This window comes from Methylobacterium sp. Gmos3, from assembly GCF_056430985.1.
On sequence record NZ_JBWJYL010000007.1, the window covers coordinates 149,039 to 170,593 of the forward strand.

The window sequence follows — 21,555 nt, forward strand, 5'->3', positions numbered from 1 at the left end:
ATCATCGACGCCCTGCTTCGCCCCACCCAGCGCTCCCTCCGTCGCGACGCCCGTGCCCGCGGCGTGACGGCCGTCCTGGGCCCCACCAATACCGGCAAGACGCATCTGGCCATCGAGCGGATGCTCGCGCACCCGACCGGGATGATCGGGCTGCCCCTGCGGCTGCTCGCCCGCGAAGTCTACCTGCGCGTCGTCGCCAAGGTCGGCCCCGAGAAGGTCGCCCTCGTGACCGGCGAGGAAAAGATCAAGCCGGACCGGCCGCGCTACTGGATCTGCACCATCGAGGCGATGCCGCGCGATCTCGACGTGGCCTTCGTGGCCATCGACGAGATCCAGCTCGCCGCCGACATGGATCGCGGCCACGTCTTCACCGACCGCCTGCTCTACGTGCGCGGCCGGGAGGAGACGCTGCTGATCGGCTCCTCGACCATCCTGCCGCTGGTGCAGGACCTGATCCCGAACGTCCACACGACCACCCGGCCGCGCCTGTCGCAACTGACCTTCGCGGGCGAGAAGAAGTTGTCGCGCCTGCCCCGGCGCACGGCCATCGTCGCCTTCTCGGCGGAGGAGGTCTACGCCATCGCCGAGTTGATCCGCCGCCAGCGCGGCGGCGCGGCGGTGGTGCTCGGCGCCCTGTCGCCCCGCACGCGCAACTCCCAGGTGGAGCTCTACCAGAGCGGCGATGTGGACTACCTCGTCGCCACCGACGCGGTGGGGATGGGGCTGAACCTCGACGTGGACCACGTCGCCTTCGCCGCGAGCTGGAAATACGACGGCACCCGCTTCCGCCGCCTCACCCCCGCCGAGATGGGCCAGATCGCCGGCCGGGCCGGGCGCCACCTGTCGGACGGCACGTTCGGCTCGACGGGCCGATGCCCGCCCTTCGACGCCGAACTGGTGGAGCGCCTGGAGCACCACGATTTCGATCCGCTGCGCATCCTGCAATGGCGCAACCCGGACCTGTCCTTCGGAAGCCTGGAGGCCCTGCAGACGAGCCTGGACGAGCATCCCCGCGAGGCGGGCCTGACCCGCGCGCCCATGGGCGAGGACCAGCAGGCGCTGGAAATCCTGATGCGCGAGGACGACATCCGCGATATGGCGCGTAGCCCCGCCACCGTCCGGCGCCTCTGGGACGTCTGCGGCGTGCCCGATTACCGCAAGGTGCACCCGCAGGTTCACGCGGACCTCGTCGCCCAGCTCTACCGCTTCCTGATGAAGGGCATGGCCGGGCGCATCCCGGACCAGTGGTTCGCCGAGCACGTGGCCTCGATCGACCGGACGGATGGGGATATCGACACCCTGTCCCGGCGGATCGCGCAGGGGCGCACCTGGACATTCGTCGCGAATAGGCCTGATTGGCTTCGCGACCCCGAACATTGGCAGGGCGAAACGCGTCGGGTAGAGGACAGACTGTCGGACGCCCTCCACGAACGCCTTGCGAGCCGCTTCGTTGACCGGCGCACCAGCGTCCTGATGCGACGCCTACGAGAGAACACGATGCTCGAAGCCCAAATTACCCCCGACGGGGATGTCACCGTCGAGGGTCAGCATGTCGGACAGCTGAACGGCTTCCTGTTCGTGCCCGATGCAAGCGCCGAAGGCCACGAGGCCAAGACGCTCCGCAGCGCGGCCGAGAAGGCGCTCGCCAGCGAGTTCGAATCACGGGCCGAGCGCTTCGCCGCCACGGCGGACGCGACCCTCGTGCTCTCGCATGACGGCACGATCCGCTGGACGGGCGCCCCGGTGGGCCGCCTCGTGCCCGGCGACAAGCTGTTCGCCCCGCAGATCCGCGTCCTGGCCGACGACAGCCTCGACACGGCGGGTCGCGAGAAGGTCCAGGCGCGCCTCGATGCGTGGCTGAAGGCCCATGTGACGCGCCTCCTCGGCCCGCTCATGGAGATCGAGACCGCCGCCGACCTCACCGGCCTTGCCAAGGGCATCGGCTATCAGGTGGTCGAATCGCTCGGCGTGCTGGAGCGCTCGAAGGTGGCGCACGAGATGCGCAGCCTCGATCAGGACGGTCGCGCGGCGCTCCGACGCCACGGGGTCCGCTTCGGCGCCTACCACATCTTCCTGCCGGCCCTGCTGAAGCCGGCGCCGCGCACCCTGGCCGCCCAGCTCTGGGCCCTGCGCAACGGCGGGCTCGACCAGCGCGGCCTGGACGAGATCGCCCATCTCGCCGGTTCCGGCCGCACCTCGATCAAGGTCGACAAGGAGATCGCCAAGGGTCTCTACCGGGCGGCCGGCTTCCGCGTCTGCGGCGAGCGGGCGGTGCGTGTCGACATCCTCGAGCGCCTCGCCGACCTGATCCGCCCGGCCATCGCCTACCGCCCCGGCACGACGCCCGGCGCCGCGCCGGACGGCACCGCCGACGGCGACGGGTTCGTGGCGACCGTGGGCATGACCTCCCTGGTCGGCTGCTCGGGCGAGGATTTCGCCTCGATCCTGAAGTCGCTCGGCTACGCCAACGAGACGCGTCCCGGCCCGGCCATCACCGTGCCGCTGCTCGCAGCCGCCCCGACCGAGCCGGCCAAGCCCGCCGCCGCTCCCGAGCCGGATGCCGCCGAGCCCGCGACCGAGGAAGCGCCGTCCGACGAGCTGGTCGCCGAGACGGAGGTCGAGCCCTTGATCGCGCAGGCCGAGGCGCCCGTCGCCCCGGAAATCCCGCCGGTCGAAGCCGCGCCCGAGGAGCCGGCCGAACAAGCAGCGTCATCCCATTCGGAACCGCATCATGAGGCGCCCGCCTCGGCGGGCCTCGAAGAAGAGACCCAGGCGGCGCCGCAATCCCCTGAGCCCGCCTCCGAGGCCGCTGTCGCGGCACCTGAGCATGAGGGGGAGGATGCCACGAGTCAGGCTCAGGAGCCGGACTCCGAAGAGGCCGCCGCTCCGGCGGAAGAGGCTTCCACTGATGAGCCGGCCGCGCCTGCCGAAGTGGTCCAGATCGAGGTGTGGCGGCTTCAGCGGCATCAGCGCCCGGCCAACGCCCGCCCGAACAACCGCCCGCGCGGCGCCCGCCGCGACGGTGCCCAGGCCGGTGCTCCCGATCAGCCGCGCCGGGCCGAGGGTCAGGGTCGCGACGACCGGCGCGACGGACCGCGGCGCGACCGTCCCGAGGGCGGGCGCCCCGAGCGGCGCCGGGACGAGGGTCGTCCCGACCGTCGGCCGGAGCATCGCGGCGAGGGCCGGCACGATCCGCGGCAGGAGCGCCACGGGGGTCCGCGTCCCGACCAGCGTCCGCCCCGGCGCGAGCGCGCTCCCGATCCCGACTCGCCCTTCGCCAAGCTCGCGGCCCTCAAGGCGCAGTTGGAATCGGGCGGCGGCGACAAGCGCTGACCGGCGGGAGGCGCGATGCGCGAGGGGCGCCAGCGCCTCGACAAGTGGTTGTGGTTCGCGCGCTTCGCCCGCACGCGCACCCTGGCCGCGCGCCTCGTCGATGACGGCCATGTCCGGGTGAATGGGGCGCGCTGCGACAACCCGGCCAAGGCCCTGGGCCTCGGCGATGTGGTGACGGTCGCGGCGGCGCACGCCACCATGGCCGTGCGCATCACCGATCTCGGCACGCGGCGCGGGCCGGCGGAGGAGGCGAGGGGCCTCTACGAGGCGATCTCCGGCGGGCCGGAGTGATGACGCCCGGCCACAGGTGGTCTTCCTCCCGACGGCGCGGCTTCGGCGCGCTTGTCAGGGGGGGAGGCAGAGTCTAGAGCCCTTGCCAACGATGATCGCTAACGACGCCTGCGCGCCAGCGCAGCCCCCGGATGCGCCGGCCGTGCGCCCCGTCCGGACGATGCGGGACCTGAGGACCTGAACACCGATGACCTACGTCGTCACCGAGAACTGCATCAAGTGCAAGTATATGGATTGCGTGGAAGTCTGTCCGGTGGACTGCTTCTACGAGGGCGAGAACATGCTCGTCATCCATCCCGATGAGTGCATCGATTGCGGCGTCTGCGAGCCGGAATGCCCGGCCGAGGCGATCAAGCCCGATACGGAGTCCAGCCTCGAGACGTGGCTGAAGCTCAACGCCGACTACGCGAAGAGCTGGCCCAACATCACGCAGAAGAAGGACGCCCCCGTCGACGCGAAGGAATGGGACGGCGTGTCGGGCAAGCTGGAAGCGCACTTCTCCCCGAACGCAGGCACGGGCGATTGAGCGCCGCCGACCGGCGTGATCGACCCGGCCGGTAGCGTCGCCGCACCGTCATCCCGGAGCGGCCCTGCGCTGTAGGAAGACCTGCCTTGCGCATCCTCCCTAGGCGGGCGGGCGTGCCGGTGTAAAACCCAGAGCGCAGGCGCTGCGAGCGTCGGCGTGCCTCCGAGCGAGCTTTGATTCCGGCGCGGATTGTGATACACAATCCGCCTGCCGTCGCTCGCGTCAGACGTGCCTACTCCGCGCCGAAACGCATTTCCCTCGCTAGGGTTGCATGTGTTCGGCCGCCGGGTCTCTCCCGGCGGAAGGCAATGTCGCGTGCCCGGCTTCGCGAGCGCTTCGGCGCCGATCCTCTGGGGTCGGCTCGGGGAAGCTGCGATCCGACCGGGTGTCGTCCGCCCGGGAACAGCTTTTCGCGCGGGGCGCTCGACGCGTCGCGCGTCAGTGGAGGCCCTTCTCGCATGACCACAGCCAAGAAGACGACCGCAGGCCGGCAAGGCTTCAAGACCGGCGAGGCCGTCGTGTACCCGGCCCACGGTGTCGGTCGGATCACCGCGATCGAGGAACAGGAGATCGCTGGCTACAAGCTTGAGCTGTTCGTCGTCTCCTTCGAGAAGGACAAGATGGTCCTTCGGGTGCCGACCGCGAAGGCCAATTCCGTCGGCATGCGCAAGCTCGCCGAGCCGGAGGTGGTGAAGAAGGCCCTCGACGTGCTGACCGGCCGCGCCCGCGTGAAGCGGACGATGTGGTCGCGCCGCGCCCAGGAATACGAGGCCAAGATCAATTCCGGCGACCTGCTCGCCGTCACCGAGGTGGTGCGCGACCTGTTCCGCTCCGAGGCCCAGCCCGAGCAATCCTACAGCGAGCGCCAGCTCTATGAGGCGGCCCTCGACCGGATCGTGCGGGAGATCTCCTCGGTGAACCGCATCACCGAGACAGAGGCGCTGAAGCTCATCGAGCAGAGCCTCGCCAAGTCGCCGCGTCGGGCCAAGGCCGAGGCCGAGGCGGAGTCCGAGGGTGAGAGCGAAGCCGAAGGCGACGATCTGCAGGAGGAGGCGGCCTGAGAGGTCGCTTCACCTTCTGGTTGAGTTCAGGAAAAGCCCGGCCGTCACGGCCGGGCTTTTTCGTTGCGCGTATTGGAAATCGTAAACCGCGTCACTTTTCCCCCTGGACTTGTCGTTCGACTCTGGAAAGCGGCGCGGGCCGACCCATCTTTCGGAAAGTTGAACACGATTCTTGTCCGGCCAGGCATCTTTAAGGGATGTGGGCGCGGAACTTTCGCGTTTGCGCTCCCGTTGTTGGTCGCTTGGCGTCGCTCGAAGGGTCGCCTCGCGCGCCGGGCTATGGGACCGGTGCCGCACAAGCACTCGGTCTTAGAGAGGCAGGCGGGATGGCGGAAATCGCGGGAATTCGTCGACAATTCATCCGGACTGCGATGGAGGCGCCCTTCCTCGCCCGCGAAGAGGAGCGCGACCTTGCCGTCCGCTGGAAGGACCGGCGCGATGAGCGCGCCCTTCACCGTCTGATCTCGGCCCATATGCGTCTCGTCATCGCCCTGGCGGGGCGCTTTCGTCATTATGGGCTGCCGATGGCCGACCTCGTTCAGGAGGGGCATGTCGGCCTGATGGAGGCGGCGGCGCGCTTCGAGCCGGAGCGGGAAGTGCGCTTCTCCACCTACGCGACGTGGTGGATCCGGGCCTCGATCCAGGATTACATCCTGCGCAACTGGTCGATCGTGCGCGGGGGGACGTCCTCGGCGCAGAAGGCCCTGTTCTTCAACCTGCGCCGGCTGCGCGCCCGGCTCATGCAATCCACCGAGGAGCATGTCGGCGACGAAATCCATCGCCGCATCGCCAGTGCCATCGGCGTCTCGCGGGACGACGTGGCCCTGATGGATGCCCGGCTCTCGGGACCGGACATGTCGCTCAACGCCCCCGTGGGCGAGGATGGCGACGCGGCCTCGGAGCGGATGGACTTCCTCGTGGACGGCGCGGCCCTTCCCGACGAGACCGTGGGCGCGGCCGTGGACGGCGAGCGCCGCCTCGGCTGGCTGCAGCAGGCCCTGGGCGTCCTGTCGGAGCGCGAGCTGCGCATCCTGCGGGAGCGTCGCCTCGCCGAGGATCAGGCGACGCTGGAGGCGTTGGGCCAGCGCCTCGGCATCTCGAAGGAGCGCGTGCGCCAGATCGAGAACCGCGCCCTGGAGAAGCTCCGCCGCGCGCTGGCCGACCGCTTCCCCGCCGAGACCGGCAGCCCCTACGTCGGCTGATCCCACGCGCGACGCGAACCAGAAGGCCCGGCCCCTAGTGCAGCGACGCACTCACTCCGTTCGTGCGCCTCTGCCCTAGCTCCTTGTTTTTGCATCAATTTTTCCAGACACGGCTGACGCCTTCGTCTGGATCGATGCACGAGGCCGGGCTTCGTCATGTCAGGCCGGCTGGTTCTGGTGGGAGGCGCGCCGCTCCCGGCGCTTGCGGCGGCGGCCGGGCTCCGGCGTCGCGTCGAGCCAGATCACGAGGCCGAGGGCGAAGAGGGCCGGCACGCCGAGGGCGAAGAAGGCGCCCGCCCAGCCGAACCAGCCATAGGCGAGGCCGCCGTACCAGCCCGACAGGGCGCCGCCGACGCCCTGCACCGCGTTGACGCTGCCGAGCGCCGTCTGGGTGCGGCCGGACCCCCAGGTGAGGTCGGCCACCACCACCGGCACCGCGACGCCGACGATGCCCGAGGCGATACCGTCGAGCACCTCCGCGCCGATGAGCCACCAGGGATCGTCGATCAGGCCGGACAACAGCGCCCGCAGGGGCAGCACGGCGAAGGCGACCATCAGCAGGAGCCGCCGCCCCCGCCGGTCGGCCAGCGACCCCGCGAACAGGGCGACCGGCACCATGACGAGCTGGGCCACCATCACGTAGCGGGCGGTCCAGACCGTCGCGTCGCCAGACGTCGCGACGAGCTTCTGCCCGAGCAGGGTCAGCATCCCACCATTGCCGAGGTTGAACAGGGTGAGCGCCACGGTGAGCACCAGGAGCCGGCGGTTGCCGAGCACCTGCCGGATGCCGGAGCGTTCGGGCTCGTCCTCGTCGTCCTCCTTCCAGCCCACCGCCCGGCGGCGGTTCCAGGCATCGGCCGGTGTGGTCACCGTCGCGACGATGGCGGCGAGCGCCATGAAGCCGAGCACGTAGAAGGCCGTGGCCGGGCCGAAGGGGGCGCCGAGGCTGATGACGCCCGCCGCCACGAGGATGCCGACATGGTTGAAGGCCTGGTTCCGGCCCTGCTGCCTCGGGAATCCGTCCTTGCCGACGATGCCCAGCGTCAGCGCCGCCACGGCGGGCAGGAGCAGCGTGCCGCCCGCCGCCGCCAGGAGTTGCGCGGTGAAGACGGCGAAGAAGCCGCGGGCCGGCAGCAGGAGCAGCGTGCCGGCCAGGATCGCGGTGCAGGCCCCGGCGATCAGCAACCGGGGCTTGGGCACGCGGTCCACCAGGGCCCCGAAGGGTCCGCTCAGGAACAGCGTGCAGAATCCGACCAGGGTGATGACGAACCCGACCCGCGCCGGGCTCCACTGGGCGGATTGCGCCAGCCATGTTCCGAGGAACGGCCCGAGCCCCCCCTGGATGTCGCCGATGAAGAGGTTGATCAGGGAAAGGTGCGCGGTGGGGGGCATGCTGTCCGGATACCGTGGGGGCCGCCCGCATGGGCTGCGCCGACGGTGCGGTCAAGCTCCCTCATGTCGTCTCCGGCGGACCGTACTGCATGGCGCCCTCGCCGAACGACCAGTTCTCCGGGGCAACCTCGACGAGGTTGATGAAGACGTTTCCGGGGCGAACACCGGGATCGGCGGCGAGGTTGCCGGCGATGGCGCGGTAGAGCGCCCGCTTCTGGACGGTGGTCCGGGTGGCGTTGGCGGTGATCTGGATCAGCACGAGGTCGTCGTCGCGCGGGATGCCCAGATAGGTTCGTCCATAGGCGAAGCCGGCCGCGTCATGCTCGTGCACGGTGGCGAAAAGGTCGTCCTCCGGCACGGCGAAGGTCTCGCGCATGGCGGTGTAGACGCCACGGATCAGGGCGGCGCGGTAGTCCGGGCTCTTGCCGGCGCGCAGGGAAATGCGGGTCAGGGGCATCGGGATCTCCTCAGAGGCGAGACGTGGCGTCGCGCAGGTCCGCGAGGCCGGGGGAGGCAAGGTGCAGGATCTCGCCGTCGCCGGCCGCCGGCTCGCCTGCGCGCAGGACGAAGCGCGTCACGCGCCACGACGTGGGATCGAGCCCGCACAGCACGGCGAGGACGTCCGGCTCCGCGCGGAGGGAGGCGCCCCACGCGGCGTCCTCGCGACGTTCGGCGCCGAGATCGGCCTCCGGTGAGAGGGACCGGTGAGTGATGGCGAGGCTACGCGCTTGGGCGGCGGGTCCGGTCTGGATGGCGAAGGGCAGCCACAGGTCGGTGCGCGGGCGGCCGAAGGCCTGCAGGACGGCGGCGAAGCCGGAACCCGCGAAGAACGCCGCCGCCGCGCCCGCGTCGCGCCAGAGGTAGAAGGAGCTGTAGGCGTTCTCGGATGCACCACGGCTCCGGTCTTCGAGGGTGAACGCCTTGAAGATCAGGCCGGGCGCGGCGTCCCAGGTGGGGCCGCGGGCGGCGATGCGCGCGCGGATGAGGCCGAGGTCGTAATCCGCAGGCAGGCGGTGGCGGTACCGGGCGAGAATCATCCTGTCCTCCGAGGGGTGCGAGGACAGGATTGCAATGATCGGCGATTAGAGAAATATATTCGAATAGATATCTCTCATAACGGATCGCTATGATGATGCCGGAGCCGGAATCCAGCCTCGATCTCGATGGGGTGCGCGCTTTCGTGCGGGTGATCGATCTGGCGAGCTTCACACGGGCCGCCGAATCCCTGGGGACGTCGCAGGCCGGCGTCAGCCTCCGCGTGAAACGCCTGGAGGACCGCCTTGCCGTCCGCCTCGTGGATCGCACGCCCCGCCATGTGGCACCCACGCCCCGGGGGGCGCGGTTTCTCCCCGCAGCGCGACGCCTCCTCGAAGCGCATTCCCGCGCCCTCGCGGATCTGGCCGATATGCCGCCGCCGCGCCTCAGCCTCGGTATCAGCGAACATGTGGCGGGGCCGGGCCTGCCGGATCGCCTTGCCCGGCTGGGTCTCGACGGCACCGGGCTCGTGCCGGAGGTGGCGATCCTGCCGTCCCGCGACTTGGTCGCGGCCTTCCTGGCGGGCCGTTTCGATGCGGTGCTGGTGCGCGCGGATGGGGCGGAGCCGGATGAGGGCCAGGATCACGGCGTGGTGCTCGCCGTGGAGAGGCTCGGCTGGTACGCCGCCCCGTCCTTCGTCTGGGCGCCCGAGGCGGGGCGACCCCTGCCGGTCGCGACCCTGGCGAAGCCCTGCAATGTCCGGGCGGTGGCGGAAGTCACCCTCGACGCGGCGGCGCTGCCCTGGCGGGAGGTGTTCGTCGGTGGGGGCGTCGCGGCGGTCGGCGCCGCCGTGGCAGCCGGCTTGGCCGTGGCGGCCCTCGCGCCGGGCACGGCGCCCCCCGGGGCGGTGGAGTCCGGACAGCGCCTCGGCCTGCCCGAACTGCCGCTCACGCGGATCGTCCTGCACGCGCGCCCCCTGCGGGGGGCGGCGGCGGACGCGTTGCGCGCCCTGGCGGCCGCCTATCGCGGCCCGGGCGCGCCGTGACCCATCAGGAGGCGAGGGGACCCGTGGCGCCCTGCTGCTCCATCATCTTCTGACGGTAGAGGCCGACGAAATCGATCGGATCGATGTAGAGGGGCGGAAAGCCGCCGTTGCGCACCGACTCGGCCACGATCTGCCGGCCGAACGGGAAGAGCAGGCGCGGGCACTCGATCATCACGGCCGGATGCATCTGATCCTCCGGGATGTTCAGCATGCGGAAGATGCCGGCATACTTCACGTCGAAGGCGAACAGCACCTCGTTGTCCATCTTGGCGTCGCCTTCGAGGATCAGCTCGACCTCGAAATCCGTCTCGCTGAGCTGCGAGGCGTTGACGTTCACCTGGATGTTGATCTGCGGCGAGGCGCCGTCCTTCGGCTGAAGGGAGCGCGGGGCGTGCGGGTTCTCGAAGGACAGGTCCTTCACGTACTGCGCCAGGGCGTTGATGGTGGGAGCGCCCTGCGGCATGCCGCCGCCATCGCCGTTGACTGCCGGGGAATCGGCCATCGGATTTATCCTTCTCGATCTGGCGTCCGGCATGGACGGCGGAGATATATTTTGGCACGGGCTCGCGAAGAGCCCAGACCTCGGCGCGGCTATCACGCCCGCAGGGAACCGACAAGCGACACCGCAACGGGAGTTTCGGCACTATTTCAACCGCTGATCGTGCGGCTTGGTCGCATCTCGATGAGGGCTGACCGCACAACCGGCTCGATCCGCGCGCGTTGGTCAGATAAGGGTGTGGGAACGACGGGCTACGACAGGGCCCAGACGCGCGGGGCTACAGACGCGCGGACGGCCGCAATCGGATCGGTGATGCAGGACGGTTTCGACTTAACGACGATCATCTTCCTGGCGCTGGCCGTGTTCGTCATCTGGCGGTTGCGGTCGGTGCTCGGCCAGAAGACCGGCGCCGAGCGCTCGCCCTTCAAGCCTGTCGAGCGTAGCCGCACGGAGCCGCAGAACCGGGGCGGCGACAACGTCGTGCGCCTGCCGGGCGTCGACCGCGTGCCCCAGCCCAGTCCGGCCGCTGCCCCGCGCGACTGGCGCGGCATCGCCGAGCCGGGCTCTGAGGTGGCGCGCGGCCTGGAGGCCGTGGTGCAGCTCGAGCCCAATTTCGAGCCGCGCTCCTTCATCGAGGGCGCCAAGGTCGCCTACGAGTCGATCATGATCGCCTTCGCCAAGGGCGACCGGAAGACCCTGCGCTCGCTGCTCTCGAAGGAGGTCGGCGAGGCGTTCGAGCGCGCTATCGTCGAACGCGAGCGCAACCGCCAGACCCTGGAGACGACCTTCGTCTCCATCGACCGGACCGAGATCGTCGCCGTGGACGTGCGCAACCGTGTCGCCCACATCACCGTGCGCTTCCTCTCGAACCTCATCACCGCCACCCGCAACGCCGACGGCAAGGTCGTGGACGGCAGCGCGGAGACCGTGGTCGAAGTGCCGGACGTCTGGACCTTCGCGCGCACCCTCGGCTCGCGCGATCCGAACTGGCAACTCGTCGCCACCGAGGCCGGCGCCTGACCGCCTCGTGACGTGCGACCTCCGCGTGCCTGCCTCGGATCCGCTCTCCTCACCCTAGCGGCGGCCCTGCTGCTGGCGGGGTCCGCCGTCTCGGCGCCCGCCGAGGTCGGGGGCGCGCGTCTCGAACCCGTCGCCCTCGCCGACCTGCCGGGTTTCCCGGGGCCGGATCCGGCCGGGGCGCTCGCCGCCTTCCGCCGTGTCTGCGCCGCGCCGATGCCGGCGCCGCCGCAACCGGGCGGCGTCGCCGGGAATGTCGTGGATCTCATCGCCGCCTGCGCGAAGGCGCTCAGCGTGCCGCCACGGGGCGCGGCCGACTTCTTCCGCCGCTCCTTCGCCGCCTATCGCGTCGTGCGGCCGGACGGGAAGCCGGGGTTCCTCACCGGCTATTTCGAGCCGGAACTGCCGGGCTCCCTCACGTCGGCGCCGGGTTACGCCGCGCCGATCCTCGCCCGGCCCGACGATCTCGTGAGCCTCGGCCCCGGCGAGACGCGGCCCGGCCTCGATCCGGCGCTCCGCACCGCCCGCGCCACGGCGGCGGGGTTCACGCCCTATCCCGACCGCGCCGCCATCGAGGATGGCGCGCTGGGCGAACGGGCACGGCCGCTCCTGTGGCTGCGCGACACCGTCGATCTCCTCGTGCTCCAGGTCCAGGGCTCGGGCCGGATCCGCCTGCCTGACGGGCGGGTGGTGCGGGCGCTCTATGACGGGCGCAACGGCCGCGCCTACACGGCGGTGGGCAAGCTCATCGTGCAGGAGGGGCACCTGCCCCTCGAAGGGCTGACACTCGCCCGCTGGACGGGCTGGCTGCGCGATCACCCGGACGACGCCAAGCGGCTGATCCGCCGGAACGCCTCTTACATCTTCTTCCGCCTCGCGGAGGTCGAGGCGCCCGAACTCGGGCCGCCGGGGGCTGCGAACGCGCCGCTTTCGCCGGGCATCGGCCTTGCCGTCGACGGCACGCTGTGGCGCTACGGGCTGCCGTTCTGGCTGGAGGGGCGCCTGCCCGGCGCGGGGCCGGGCGAGCGCGGTCGCCTCACCATCGCCGCCGATACCGGCTCGGCCATCGTCGGGCCGGCGCGGGGCGACCTGTTCGTCGGCAGCGGCGCGGACGCGGGCGTTGCCGCCGGCAACCTGCGCGATCCGGTCGGGTTCGTGGTCCTGCTGCCCCGCCACGGAGGCGGATCGTGAAGACGCCGCGCCGCCAGCGCGGCCTCTCCTCCGGCGACAGCCGCCTCTGGCGCGAAGTCGCCAAACGCTTCACGCCGTTGCAGGGCCGCCCGGTCCCGCAGGCCGAGGACCCGATCCCCGCGCCCTCCATCACGATGCCGGAGCGTCTGCCCGGCCCCCAGGCGACGCCCTTCAAGGGGGCGCCCGCCAAGGCCCCGCCGAAATTCGTGGCCCCGCCGCCCCGCGCGGCCACCGCCGCGCCGTATCAGGCGCCGCCGCAGAACCCGACGCCCAACGCGGGGCTCGAACGGCAGGCGCGGATCGCCCTGAAGCGCGGGCGCCAGCCCATCGAGGCCCGGCTCGACCTGCACGGCATGGTGCAGGCGGAGGCTCATGCGGCGCTCACCGGCTTCCTGCTGCGGGCGCGGGCGGCCGGGCACGGCTACGTCCTTGTCGTCACCGGCAAGGGCGGGGAGACCTATGCCGACCCATACCGCGAGCGCGGCGTGCTGCGTCGGAACGTGCCGCACTGGCTGCGCGCGCCGGAATTGCGCGGCATCGTCCTGGGCTTCGAGGAGGCCGCCCGTCACCATGGCGGCGGTGGCGCCCTCTATATCCGGCTGCGGCGGCGGTAGGGCCTCAGGCCCGCGTGAGCCGCATCACGCCCTCGCCGCGACGATGACCCACCGTCGTGACGGCGACGTCGCCCGCCCGGCCGTCCGCGATCAGCGCCGCCGCCAGCGCCGCGCCGAACGGGGCGGCGACTTCGAGCCCGTGGCCGATCAGGTCGCCGAGGGGATGGATGCGCGCGTCGGGGGCCAGCCGGCCCAGCGTCTCGCGTTCCTCAGCCGTGATCGGCGCGACGCCGGTGGCGCCGGAGATCACCGTGTCGGGCGCGGCGGGCACGGCCTCGTTCCAGCGGGCGGCGAGGGCCTGCGCGACGGCCCCTGGCTCGCGGCGGCAACGGCTGCTCGCCACCGGGGCGAGGCGCGCCAGGGCCGTGGCACCGCGCGCCTGCGCGTGCACGGCGGATTCGAGCATCAGGAAGGCGGCGCAACTCGCCAGGATGAAGCCGCCCGGCGCCGCGCGGTCGAGGACCGGCGCGTAATCGCCCTGCTTGGCGAAGCCGCCCATGGCATGGACGAGGAGCGCATCCGGCCGCTCGGCGCTGTAGGAGCCGCCGACCAGCATCGCCTCGTTCTGGCCGGAGGCGATCCGCGCCTGGGCGATGCGCAGGGCATCGACGCCCGCCGCCTCCTCGCCCATGAAGGTGCGCGAGGCTCCGGTGACGCCGTGGACGATGGCGATGTTGCCGGCCAGCAGGTTCGAGAGCTGCGCCAGGAACAGGGTCGGCCGCAGGTCGTTCTGCAGGCGCTCGTTGAGGAAGGCCCCCGGATCGGCCGCGTCGCGCAGGCCGGTGAGGATCGCGCCGTCGGCCGCGTAGTCGCGCTCGCCGCCGCCCGCCGCCACGACGAGGTGCAGCGCCTGCTTGAAGGCGGCGTCCTCCTTCACCCCGGCCGCGTCGAGGGCGAGGCCGGCGGCGTAGACGCCGAGGCGCTGCCACGCCTCCATCTGGCGCTGGTCGCTCTTCTTCGGGATCTGCCGGTCCCAGGCGATGGCGGGGGCCGGATGGACCGGGTAGGGCGCGAAGCTCTCCGCGTCGGTGCGCGGCGGGCTGCCGCCCTCCAGCGCCGCGAGATGCGCGGCCTCACCCTCGCCCGCGCAGGAGACGAGGCCGATGCCCGTGACGACGACCGGACGTGTCATGTGTGGGTTCCGTCACCGATCCCGGCGAGATCGAGGAGGCCGAGGGTCCTGGCGCGGTCGCGCATCGGCGCGTCGAGACCGTCCGGGAAGGGCATGGTGCGGAACCGCAGCTCCGCGTCGCAGAGGGCCTTGCCCTCGTGGGTGATCGCCGCCTTCGTCACCGCGTAGCCCGAGCCGTCGTGTTCGAGCTTGGCCGTCACGGTCAGCGCCGCGCCGGGGCCGACGAAGCTGCGGAACCGCGCCTTGTCCACGCCGGTCAGGAACGGCATCCGCGCGAATCCGAGATGGGCGAGGATCAGGTAGCCCGAGGCCTGGGCCATGGTCTCGGTCAGGAGCACGCCCGGCACCAGGGGGTGGCCGGGGAAATGCCCCTCGAAGACCGGGCTCGCGTCCGGCACCTTCGCCAGGGCCTCGATGGTGCCGGCGGTACGGTCGAGCCGCACCACGGCGTCGATCATCTCGAAATATTCAAGACGCATGGCGAGCTTGGCGCATGGAGGGCGGGGCGCTCAGGCCGTCAGGCCTTGGCGGCCTTCTCGGCGACCAGGGCGTCGATCCGGGCGCAGAGGTTCTTCAGCACGAAGTACTGCTCGGCCGGGACCTTGCCCTCGTTGACCTCCTGCGTCCACCGCTCCAGCGGCAGCTTGATGCCGAAGGCCTTGTCGACCGCGAAGGCGATGTCGAGGAAGGCGAGGCTGTCGATGCCGAGGTCGTCGATGGCGTGGCTCTCGGGAGTGATCTTGTCCCGCTCGATGTCGGCCGTCTCGGCAATGATGTCGGCCACGCGCTGGAAGGTCGCGCTGCCGGTGGCGGGATCGTCGGACATGTCTTCTCGTGGGCTCTGGAACGGATTCCGGTTCGGCGGCGGGAGCCCCCTCGCGCCGTGTGACCGGCGTCCCATCCCTCGCTGCCATGAGGCGCGCACGGCGGGGCCGGAATCCCGGTCCCTCCGCACGGCGCCGACGGATGGGCGGACCTCTACACGAGGGGTTCGGGTGCGGCAACCGCAACACGACGCGGGGCCGTTTGCCGGGCTCGCGCGTTCACGAGCCGGTCGGCCGGGCGCCCTCGTGGTGGCGGATGCACGGGGACGACCTATCTGCGGCGAGCCATGGCCACGCTCCGCCGTGCCCGAATCAGCCCGGCAACCCGAATCGGAGAAGGCGGATGAAACCGTCGCCCCCCTCGACCCTCGACCCGACCTTCGCCGCCCCCGTGCCCCAGGCGCGGGCGCTGGCCGAGGCGCGGCCGGACCCCTCGATGCTCCCGCCCGTCGAGCGGGCGCGCTCGCAGGGCTTGGCGCGGGTGCTGCTCGTCCTCGCGCTCGGCGCCGTCGGGCTCTACACCCTGCGGGAGTTCCTGCCCGCCCTCGCCTGGGCGGTGGTGCTGGCCATCGCCATGGGGCCGCTCTACGCCCGGATCGAGCGGCGCTTCCCGACCGGCCGGCACAACATCGTGCTGCCGAGCCTCGCGGTGCTGGCCGTGGCCCTCGTCTTCCTGGTGCCCCTCGTCGTCCTCGGCGTACAGGCGGCGCGCGAGGCGCACGACGTCGCCGACTTCGTGCGCAAGGCCGAGGAGAGCGGCATCCCCGCCCCGGACTTCCTCAATCATCTGCCCTACGGCGCCGCCCAGGCGACGGCGTGGTGGAACGACAACCTCGGCCATGCCCAGGCCGGGTCCGAGATCATGCACCGCTTCGACAACGGCAAGGTCCTCGGCGCGGGCCGCAACATCGGGCGGGAGGTGGTGCACCGGGTGGTGCTGTTCGGCTTCAGCCTCGTCGCCCTGTTCTTCCTGTTCCGCGACCGCGACACGGTCGCGCGGCAGGCGCTCACCGCCTGCGACCGGCTGTTCGGCCCGCGCGGCGAGCGCGTCGCGCGGCAGATGGTGGCCTCCGTCCACGGCACGGTGGACGGGCTCGTCCTCGTCGGCCTCGGCGAGGGCGTGATCCTCGGCATCGTCTACTACTTCGCGGGCGTGCCGCACCCGGTCCTGCTCGGCGCCTTCACGGCGGTGGCGGCGATGATCCCCTTCGGCGCGGCCTTGGCCATCGCCATCGCGGCGTTGCTCCTCGTGGCGGCGGGGGCGGTGAAGGCCGCGATCATCGTCGCCGTGGCGGGTCTGGTCGTGACCTTCGCGGCCGACCACTTCATCCGGCCCGCGCTGATCGGCGGCACCACCAAGCTCCCCTTCCTCTGGGTGCTGCTCGGCATCCTCGGCGGCGTGGAATCCTTCGGCCTGCTCGGCCTATTCCTCGGGCCGGCGGTGATGGCCGCCCTCGTCCTGCTGTGGCGGGAATTCACCGAAGGCCGGGACGTGAAGGCCTGAGTGGGAAGGGCGCCCACGCAACCGTGCGGCGATCCCGACCTTGCCAGCCCCATGAAGCCGGCCCACACTCCCGGGCTCTGCGGATCCCTGTCCGCGGAGCCCAAGGGAGACCGACACCGGCATGATCCAGGCCGCCAGCCAGGGCGCGAGCCCCGCCACCAGCCTCGATGATGGCATCGTTGCGACAGCCGAGAGTTGTTTGGCGGCCGTGGGACAGGCCCGCGAGGCGATCCACGGGGTCATCTTCGGGCAGGAGAAGGTCGTGGACCTCGCCCTGGTCACGATCCTCGCGGGCGGCCACGGCCTCCTCGTCGGCCTACCGGGTCTGGCCAAGACCAAGCTGGTGGAGACGTTGGGCACGGTGCTCGGCCTCGATGCCCGCCGGGTGCAGTTCACCCCGGACCTGATGCCCTCCGACATCCTCGGCACCGAGATCCTGGAGGAGGACGCCGAGCGCCGCCGCGCCTTCCGTTTCGTGAAGGGTCCGGTGTTCACGCAATTGCTGATGGCGGACGAGATCAACCGCGCCAGCCCGCGCACTCAGTCCGCCCTGCTCCAGGCGATGCAGGAGGGGCACGTCTCGGTGGCCGGCGAGCGCCACGACCTGCCCCGGCCGTTCCACGTGCTCGCCACGCAGAACCCCATCGAGCAGGAGGGCACCTACCCCCTGCCGGAGGCGCAGCTCGACCGCTTCCTCCTCGAGATCGACGTCGGCTACCCCGACCGGGCCGCCGAGCGGCGCATCCTCATCGAGACGACCGGCGCCGACGAGGTTCGCCCCACCTCGGTGATGACCACCGACCAGCTGTTGACCGCCCAGCGCCTCGTGCGCCGCCTGCCCGTGGGCGAGGCGGTGGTGGAGGCGATCCTCGATCTCGTCCGGTCGGCGCGCCCCCATGGCGGCGACGCGCTGGTGAAGGACAAGCTCCTCTGGGGACCCGGCCCCCGCGCCAGCCAGGCGCTGACCCTCGCCGCCCGTGCCCGCGCGCTGATCGAGGGCCGGGTCGCGCCCTCCGTCGCCGACGTGAAGGCGCTGGCCGAGCCGGTTCTGAAGCACCGCATGGCGCTCAACTACGCCGCCCGCGCCGATGGCGAGACCATCGAGGGCCTGATCGCCAAGCTCGCGGAGAAGCTCTGACCTTGGTCGCGACACAGGCCCTCGCCGCGCAGACGCGCCATCCGGGGCGCCGCGAGACCGAGGGCGCGGCGGCGCTGGCCGCGACGATGCCCCGCCTCGTGCTGGAGGCGCGCCGGGTGTCGAGCTTGCTCGCCCATGGCCTGCACGGCCGCCGCCGGGCCGGGCCGGGGGAGAGCTTCTGGCAGTTCCGCCCCTTCGTGACCGGTGAGGCCGCCGCCCGCGTCGATTGGCGCCGCTCGGCCCGCGATGATCGGCTCTATGTCCGCGAGCGGGAATGGGAAGCGGCCCACAACATCTGGTTCTGGATCGACCGCTCGGCCTCCATGGCCTTCTCCTCGGACCTTGCGAGCGCATCCAAGGTGGAGCGCGCGCTGGTCCTCGGCCTCGCGCTGGCCGACGCCTTCGTGGATGGCGGCGAGCGGGTCGGGCTGCTCGGCCTGACGCGGGCGCGGGCCTCGCGCGGCATCGTCGAGCATCTGGCCCAGGCCCTCGTCGCGGACAAAGCCGGGCTCGACCGCGATCTGCCACCGGAGGCCCAGCCCGCGCGCTTCGACGAGGTGGTGCTGATCGGCGACTTCCTCACCCCGCCGGAGCGGATCGCGGAATCCATCGGCGGCCTCTCGGCGGCGGGGAGCCGGGGGCACCTGCTCATGGTGGTCGATCCCATCGAGGAGACCTTCCCCTTCACGGGGCAGGCGGTGCTGCACGACCTCGAAGGCGGGCCTTCCCTCGCCATCGGCGATGCCGGCTCCTGGGGCGAACGCTACCGGGCGCGGATCACCGCCCACCGGGAGCGGCTGCAGGAGATCGTGCGCGGGGCGGGCTGGACGCTGACGCTCCACCGCACCGACCGCCCGGCGAGCGAGGCGGCCCTGCGCCTCGCGACCCTCGTCATCGCCCGCGGCGGCTGAGGCGATCATGTTCGGCCTGACCTTCGCCGCACCCCTCGCGCTCGCCGCCCTGATCGGCCTGCCGGCCCTGTGGATCCTCCTGCGGGTGACGCCGCCGCGTCCCCGGCGGATCGACTTCCCGCCGCTGAAGCTCGTGGCGGACCTGATCCCGCAGCGCCAGACCCCCGCGCGGACGCCGCCCTGGCTGCTGATCCTGCGGCTGCTCATCGCCGCCGCGCTCATCCTGGCGGTGGCCGGCCCCGTCTGGAGCCCCGGCGGCATCGGCGCGGGCGGGGGCAAGAGGCCCCTCCTCGTGCTCCTCGACAACGGCTTCGCTGCCGCGCACGATTGGCGCGACCGCATGCGGGTCGCCACCGATACCGTCGAGGGCGCCGCCCGCGACGGGCGCGCGGTGGCGCTCGTCGGCCTCGCGGAGCCGGTCGCCGCCGTCGAGGCGAAGCCCCCCGCCGCCACCCTGGAGCGGCTGCGCGCCCTCGCGCCGAGGCCCTACCGGCCCACCCGCGACGCGCATCTGTCGGGCATCGGCACCTTCCTCGACAAGAACCAGGGCGCCGGCATCGTCTGGATCACGGACGGGGTCGCGGGCAGCGCAGACGAGCGTTTCGCCAAGGGCCTGAACGACCTCGCGACCGGCGCCGGGGCGGCGCTCAGCGTGCTCAAGGCCGACAGGCCGCCTGCGCTGGCGCTCACCGTCTCGGAAACCGGCGGGCGTCTCACCGCCCATGTCCTGCGCGCGGCCCCCAATGGCCGGGATGCCGGGGTGATCCGCGCCCTCGACCAGAAGGGCCTGCCGCTCGCCGAGCGCGACTTCGCCTTTGCGGGCGACGCCCTGAGCGCGGATGCCGCCTTCGACATGCCCACCGAATTGCGCAACGGCATCAGCCGGATCGAGGTGGCGAACGAGCATTCGGCCGGGGCGGTCTCGCTCATGGACGAGCGCGGCAAGCGGCGCCGGGTCGGCCTCGTGTTCGGCGGCACCCTCGATCAGTCGCAGCCGCTGCTGGCGCCGCTCTACTATCTCTCCCGCGCCCTCGAACCCTTCGCGGACGTGCAGCAGGCGCGCGGCGCGGCGAGCCTCGCGGATTCGATCAACCAGCTCCTCGACAATCAGGTCTCGGTGCTGGTTCTGGCCGATGTCGGCGCCCTGGACGACAAGACGGCGGCCCGCATCGACTCGTTCGTGGACGAGGGCGGGCTGCTCCTGCGCTTCGCCGGGCCGCGTCTCGCCGCCGGACACGACACCCTGGTGCCGGTGCGCCTGCGCCGGGGCGGGCGCAACCTCGGCGGTGCCCTGTCCTGGGACGCGCCGAAGACCATGGCGCCGTTCCCGCCGGAAAGCCCCTTCGCCGGCTTGACCCCGCCGGCCGATATCGGCGTGCGCCGCCAGATCCTCGCCGAGCCGGATGGCGACCTGCCGGGCAAGACCTGGGCGTCGCTGCAGGACGGCACGCCCATCGTCACCGCGCAGAAGCGCGGGCAGGGGCGGATCGTGCTGTTCCACGTCACCGCCGACACGACGTGGTCGAACCTGCCGCTCTCCGGCCTGTTCATCGACATGCTGCGGCGGGTGGTGGCGCTGGCGGGTGCCGGCCCGGCCTCCACCGAGGCCGGCGCCAACCGCGCGAAGGTCGCCGTGCTGGCGCCCCGCGTCACCCTCGACGGGTTCGGCGCGCTCGGCTCGGCGCCGGCCTCCGCCACCGCCGTTCCGGCCGATTACGCCGACCGGGCGAGCCAGGAACATCCGCCGGGCTTCTACGGCCCGCCGGACGGAGGGATCAGCGTGAACGCCCTCAAGCCCGATGATCGGCTCGCGCCCATCGACTATGCGCCCCTCACCGGGGCCGCCCTTGGCTCCCTGGCTGGAGCCTCCACTGTGGACCTGCGCCCCGGCCTGTTCACGGCGGGCCTGCTGCTCCTCGTCCTCGATACGCTCGCCGGGCTGTGGCTCGGCGGGTTCCTCGGGCGGCTGCGGGCCCTGCGCGCCCGGCCCGCCGCGCTCATCCTCGCGGCCCTCGTGGCGTCCAGTGTGCCGGTGCGGGGCGTGCGCGCGGAGGAATCCCCGGCCAACCGGCCGAACGGCATCGAATCGGCCCTCATCACCCGGCTCGCCTACATCGTCACGGGGGATGCCGCCGTGGACGAGGCGAGCCGCGCCGGGCTCTCCGGCCTGACGCAGATGCTCGCCGCCCGCACCGCCCTGGAACCAGGCGAGCCGGCGGGGCTCGATCCGGCCAAGGACGAACTCGCCTTCTACCCGCTGATCTACTGGCCCATCGCGCCGAACCGGCCGCAGCCCTCCGAGGCCGCGATCCGCAAGATCGACGCCTTCATGCGCAACGGCGGCACGGTACTGTTCGACACCCGCGACGCCCTCACCGCCCGGCCGGGCAGCCCCCCGAGCCCGGAGGCGACCTACCTGCGCAAGATGCTGGCGACGCTGGAAGTGCCGGAACTGGAGCCGGTGCCGGCCGACCATGTGCTGACCAAGGCCTTCTACCTCGTGGACAGCTTCCCCGGCCGCTACGCCACGGGCCAGACCTGGGTCGAGGCCCTGCCGCCGGCCCCCGAGGGCGGCGAGCGCCGCCCGGCGCGGGCGGGCGACGGGGTGAGCCCGATCATCATCACGAGCAACGACCTCGCCACCGCCTGGGCCATCGGCCGGCGGGGCGAACCGCTCTATCCCATCACCGGCGGCGACCAGCGCCAGCGGGAGATGGCGTTCCGGGGCGGCGTCAACATCGTGATCTACACCCTGACCGGCAACTACAAGGCCGATCAGGTCCATGTGCCCGCGCTGCTGGAGCGGCTGGGGCAGTGAGTTTTCCGAGGACACGGCCGGCGCTCGATCCTCTCCCCTCTCCCCGCCTGCGGGGAGAGGGCTCCGGCGACCCTGTCGTCGC

General features: G+C 71.9%; 20 protein-coding genes. 13 read left to right on the plus strand and 7 right to left on the minus strand.

Annotation, left to right across the window (positions count from 1 at the left end; genetic code table 11):
* The first annotated feature begins 63 nt into the window (after positions 1 to 63).
* From ACS5Q7_RS15925 to ACS5Q7_RS15945, 5 genes are all read left to right on the plus strand, one after another.
* Positions 64 to 3,333: a helicase-related protein gene (locus tag ACS5Q7_RS15925; RefSeq protein ID WP_478340279.1), complete on the plus strand. Its 3,270-nt coding sequence runs from the start codon at positions 64 to 66 to the stop codon at positions 3,331 to 3,333.
* Between the two features lie 15 nt (positions 3,334 to 3,348).
* Positions 3,349 to 3,624 carry an RNA-binding S4 domain-containing protein gene (locus tag ACS5Q7_RS15930; protein WP_478340280.1) on the plus strand — a complete coding sequence of 92 codons (276 nt, stop codon included), beginning with the start codon at positions 3,349 to 3,351 and terminating at the stop codon, positions 3,622 to 3,624.
* A 187-nt stretch (positions 3,625 to 3,811) separates the two neighbouring features.
* Positions 3,812 to 4,150, plus strand: a complete 339-nt coding sequence (gene fdxA / locus ACS5Q7_RS15935; protein ID WP_478340281.1) for a ferredoxin FdxA — start codon at positions 3,812 to 3,814, stop codon at positions 4,148 to 4,150.
* Positions 4,151 to 4,608: 458 nt separating this feature from the next.
* Complete coding sequence (locus ACS5Q7_RS15940) at positions 4,609 to 5,211, plus strand: CarD family transcriptional regulator (protein ID WP_478340282.1); 603 nt, start codon at positions 4,609 to 4,611, stop codon at positions 5,209 to 5,211.
* A gap of 326 nt (positions 5,212 to 5,537) precedes the next feature.
* Entirely contained in the window at positions 5,538 to 6,413 is an 876-nt protein-coding gene (locus ACS5Q7_RS15945; RefSeq protein ID WP_243953679.1) for an RNA polymerase factor sigma-32, read from the plus strand.
* Between the two features lie 159 nt (positions 6,414 to 6,572).
* Here ACS5Q7_RS15945 and ACS5Q7_RS15950 read toward each other — a convergent pair whose 3' ends face one another.
* The 3 genes from ACS5Q7_RS15950 to ACS5Q7_RS15960 form a co-directional block, all read right to left on the minus strand.
* The gene (locus ACS5Q7_RS15950) at positions 6,573 to 7,805 is read right to left on the minus strand and encodes an MFS transporter (protein ID WP_478340283.1); all 1,233 of its coding nucleotides are present in this window, start codon (positions 7,803 to 7,805) and stop codon (positions 6,573 to 6,575) included.
* A 61-nt stretch (positions 7,806 to 7,866) separates the two neighbouring features.
* The gene (locus tag ACS5Q7_RS15955; RefSeq protein ID WP_478340284.1) at positions 7,867 to 8,262 is read right to left on the minus strand and encodes a tautomerase family protein; all 396 of its coding nucleotides are present in this window, start codon (positions 8,260 to 8,262) and stop codon (positions 7,867 to 7,869) included.
* Positions 8,263 to 8,272: 10 nt separating this feature from the next.
* Complete coding sequence (locus ACS5Q7_RS15960) at positions 8,273 to 8,842, minus strand: DUF4865 family protein (protein WP_478340285.1); 570 nt, start codon at positions 8,840 to 8,842, stop codon at positions 8,273 to 8,275.
* Between the two features lie 95 nt (positions 8,843 to 8,937).
* Here ACS5Q7_RS15960 and ACS5Q7_RS15965 point away from each other — a divergent pair, with 95 nt between their 5' ends.
* Positions 8,938 to 9,825, plus strand: coding sequence for a LysR family transcriptional regulator (locus tag ACS5Q7_RS15965; protein ID WP_478340286.1), 888 nt, complete (start codon positions 8,938 to 8,940; stop codon positions 9,823 to 9,825).
* Positions 9,826 to 9,829: 4 nt separating this feature from the next.
* On the opposite strand, the gene secB is transcribed toward ACS5Q7_RS15965, so the two are convergent.
* A complete protein-coding gene (secB, locus tag ACS5Q7_RS15970) occupies positions 9,830 to 10,327 on the minus strand; it encodes a protein-export chaperone SecB (RefSeq protein WP_478340287.1) in 498 nt (165 codons plus the stop codon).
* A 309-nt stretch (positions 10,328 to 10,636) separates the two neighbouring features.
* On the opposite strand from secB, the gene ACS5Q7_RS15975 reads away from it, so the two are divergent.
* Genes ACS5Q7_RS15975 through ACS5Q7_RS15985 form a run of 3 tightly spaced genes read left to right on the plus strand, consistent with a single transcriptional unit; the run spans position 10,637 to position 13,146 of the window.
* On the plus strand, positions 10,637 to 11,344 hold the full coding sequence (locus ACS5Q7_RS15975) for a Tim44/TimA family putative adaptor protein (RefSeq protein WP_478340288.1): 708 nt from the start codon (positions 10,637 to 10,639) through the stop codon (positions 11,342 to 11,344).
* A gap of 12 nt (positions 11,345 to 11,356) precedes the next feature.
* A complete protein-coding gene (mltA, locus tag ACS5Q7_RS15980; RefSeq protein ID WP_478340289.1) occupies positions 11,357 to 12,532 on the plus strand; it encodes a murein transglycosylase A in 1,176 nt (391 codons plus the stop codon).
* Positions 12,529 to 13,146, plus strand: a complete 618-nt coding sequence (locus ACS5Q7_RS15985) for a Smr/MutS family protein (protein WP_478340290.1) — start codon at positions 12,529 to 12,531, stop codon at positions 13,144 to 13,146. Before mltA ends, ACS5Q7_RS15985 begins: the two co-directional genes overlap by 4 nt.
* Positions 13,147 to 13,150: 4 nt before the next feature.
* Here the strand turns inward: ACS5Q7_RS15985 and ACS5Q7_RS15990 are convergent, their stop codons facing one another.
* Genes ACS5Q7_RS15990 through ACS5Q7_RS16000 form a run of 3 tightly spaced genes read right to left on the minus strand, consistent with a single transcriptional unit; the run spans position 13,151 to position 15,104 of the window.
* Complete coding sequence (locus ACS5Q7_RS15990) at positions 13,151 to 14,278, minus strand: beta-ketoacyl-ACP synthase (protein ID WP_478340291.1); 1,128 nt, start codon at positions 14,276 to 14,278, stop codon at positions 13,151 to 13,153.
* Positions 14,275 to 14,757, minus strand: coding sequence for a 3-hydroxyacyl-ACP dehydratase FabZ family protein (locus ACS5Q7_RS15995; RefSeq protein ID WP_478340292.1), 483 nt, complete (start codon positions 14,755 to 14,757; stop codon positions 14,275 to 14,277). The genes ACS5Q7_RS15990 and ACS5Q7_RS15995 overlap by 4 nt, the downstream gene beginning before the upstream one ends.
* 38 nt (positions 14,758 to 14,795) lie before the next feature.
* A complete protein-coding gene (locus ACS5Q7_RS16000; RefSeq protein ID WP_238201108.1) occupies positions 14,796 to 15,104 on the minus strand; it encodes an acyl carrier protein in 309 nt (102 codons plus the stop codon).
* A 434-nt stretch (positions 15,105 to 15,538) separates the two neighbouring features.
* Here ACS5Q7_RS16000 and ACS5Q7_RS16005 point away from each other — a divergent pair, with 434 nt between their 5' ends.
* The 4 genes from ACS5Q7_RS16005 (at position 15,539) to ACS5Q7_RS16020 (ending at position 21,473) form a co-directional block, all read left to right on the plus strand.
* A complete protein-coding gene (locus tag ACS5Q7_RS16005) occupies positions 15,539 to 16,606 on the plus strand; it encodes an AI-2E family transporter (protein WP_478340493.1) in 1,068 nt (355 codons plus the stop codon).
* 121 nt (positions 16,607 to 16,727) lie between these two features.
* Positions 16,728 to 17,744: an AAA family ATPase gene (locus ACS5Q7_RS16010; RefSeq protein WP_478340293.1), complete on the plus strand. Its 1,017-nt coding sequence runs from the start codon at positions 16,728 to 16,730 to the stop codon at positions 17,742 to 17,744.
* A gap of 2 nt (positions 17,745 to 17,746) precedes the next feature.
* The gene (locus ACS5Q7_RS16015) at positions 17,747 to 18,655 is read left to right on the plus strand and encodes a DUF58 domain-containing protein (RefSeq protein WP_478340294.1); all 909 of its coding nucleotides are present in this window, start codon (positions 17,747 to 17,749) and stop codon (positions 18,653 to 18,655) included.
* Positions 18,656 to 18,662: 7 nt separating this feature from the next.
* On the plus strand, positions 18,663 to 21,473 hold the full coding sequence (locus ACS5Q7_RS16020; RefSeq protein WP_478340295.1) for a DUF4159 domain-containing protein: 2,811 nt from the start codon (positions 18,663 to 18,665) through the stop codon (positions 21,471 to 21,473).
* The last annotated feature ends 82 nt before the right edge of the window (positions 21,474 to 21,555 follow it).